The sequence below is a fragment of the Alkalibacterium sp. m-11 genome, assembly GCF_054658155.1.
On the sequence record NZ_BAAGIR010000231.1, the window covers coordinates 1 to 2007 of the forward strand.

Sequence of the window (2007 nt, forward strand, 5' to 3'; positions counted from 1 at the left end):
GAACCGGTTTACAGTGTAAACACTAATTTCTTCAGGTGCTTTTGAAGAAAGGATAGCCTGGTTTCCAGATTTTGAGGTGAAGACTAGAGTAAACAAGAACTGAAAGAGTACCACAGGACTAACACCGAGAGTTTTTTTTACATTCGCTCGGTTCAAGAGTGTTCCAATTTTGAATTCTTTAAAAAAGTGGGAAACGGTCGATTCAACCTCGTGATTTTCTGATTTTTTTGGTAAAATATTAGTCATAAGACATCTCTCCTTTGAATGTTGTTGTGGTGACTACATTTTACCAAAGAGAGGTGTCATTTTGTGTGTTTTTTGATAATTATTTATAAGAAGTTTCAATAACCGCAAGGGTTAAACCTGGATATTCAACTGCAAAACTTGAGTATCTAATATATGTATATGTCGAGTATATACTTTAGAGGAGTGGAAATGATGGAACGTGTAGCTAAGTTAATTAAATTCCCTGTTGACCTTGTAAAAGAAATTGAAACATACCAAAAGGAACATTACATCTCAAGTTTTGCAGGGGCGGTTTATGAGTTGATTCGCAAAGGGTTGAGTAAGTAATGGAATATACTTCAGAAAACCATAGCAAACATTTAAACACAGGGTAGCTAGTGCAAAAATAGGATAATTGAGATTGCAGAAGTCCTCCCTTATCCTAGGTGCTTGCAACCCCTAACCTAAAGGTATAGAGGTTTTATGCACCCAACTATAAGTAATTGAAAGGATAATGAAGGTGGTAATAAAAAGTGAAAGTAACAATTTCAGATATTGCAAAAATGGCAGGAGTAGCCAAAAGTACTGTGTCACGTTATTTAAATGGCGGTTATGTAAGTGAAACAACGAAACTGAAACTAGATAAAATCATTGCGGATACAAAATATGAACCGAATAGTTTTGCCCAAAGTTTAAAGGCGAAAAAAACAAATTTAATAGGAGCCATTATTCCCAGGTTCGATTCCTATGCGACCTCACGAATGTTGATTGGCATAGATGAAAGTTTGAAAGAATTAGGTTATCAAATATTAGTTGCCAATACTAGCCAAAAGCTAGAAAGAGAAATAGAAAATATTTATAGTCTGGCCAATCAAAAAGCTGCTGGTATTATCTTGCTTGCGAAACAAATCACCAAGGAGCATATTGAGGCAGCGAAGGCAGTGGATCTCCCAATTTTAATTGCAGGGCAAGAAGATGAAGAATTTCATTCCCTTGTCTATGGGGATGCTCAATCTGGATATGATATTGGAAAGTATGTGGCAAAGTGTGGTCATACAAACATTTGTTACATTGGGGTAACGGAAGAAGATGTGGCTGTTGGTGTAAAGAGAAAAGAAGGATTTAGAAAAGCGATTGAAGAAGAGGGAATCGAAAATGTTTCCTATTACGAGAGTAGTTTCTCGATTGAAGGCGCTTATACAGTAGCTACATCTATTATCAAAGAAAATCCAGCGACAGTTTATGTATGCGCAACAGATAATATTGCATTAGGGACCATGAAAGCTATTCATCATCATGGACTCAAAATCCCTGAAGATATTTCGGTGACTGGATTTGGTGACTATGATGTGGCCGATATTATCGACCCTAGCTTAACGACAATACACTACCCATATAAAACAGCAGGAGGTACCGCTGCCAACAAAATAGTTCGTATGATTCAAGGGGAAGATGTAGAAAGACTTACGACCATTCCATGTTATTTGGTTGAAAGAAAAAGTGTACGTAGGAGAAAATAGTAATAAAAACCATAACTACCCGGAGAAACCTGATTGGTTCAAATAATTATCTTCGGAGAAACGCTCTCTGATAAAAGAGTCACTTTATTAACGACCTATTTTTTCGTTTTTAACGATGTTATACTGACTTAAAGGGGTAACTCCCAATAATCTATGAAAAATTATGTTTCCCAAATTTCTCGTTGCTCGTATGATGATTTCTGTCGATGAAGGTAATATAATCCAATCATTGTCTGGATTAAACAGCTTTATAACAGATCCA

The 2007-nt window shown here is 36.2% G+C and carries 2 protein-coding genes and 1 pseudogene; 2 read left to right on the forward strand and 1 reads right to left on the reverse strand.

What is annotated here, in order from left to right; all coding sequences use genetic code 11:
* Window positions 1-246, reverse strand: a pseudogene (locus ACYQ2O_RS11990) (hypothetical protein); the annotation flags it as partial.
* 192 nt (window positions 247-438) lie between these two features.
* On the opposite strand from ACYQ2O_RS11990, the gene ACYQ2O_RS11995 reads away from it, so the two are divergent.
* Window positions 439-573, forward strand: a complete 135-nt coding sequence (locus ACYQ2O_RS11995) for a hypothetical protein (protein WP_346025303.1) — start codon at window positions 439-441, stop codon at window positions 571-573.
* Window positions 574-758: 185 nt separating this feature from the next.
* Complete coding sequence (locus tag ACYQ2O_RS12000) at window positions 759-1745, forward strand: LacI family DNA-binding transcriptional regulator (protein ID WP_091269067.1); 987 nt, start codon at window positions 759-761, stop codon at window positions 1743-1745.
* Window positions 1746-2007: the final 262 nt, after the last annotated feature.

Coding starts and splice junctions, on each gene's coding strand:
- ACYQ2O_RS11995 (WP_346025303.1), top strand. CDS start 439: ATGGAACGTGTAGCTAAGTTAATTAAATTCCCTGTTGACCTTGTAAAA.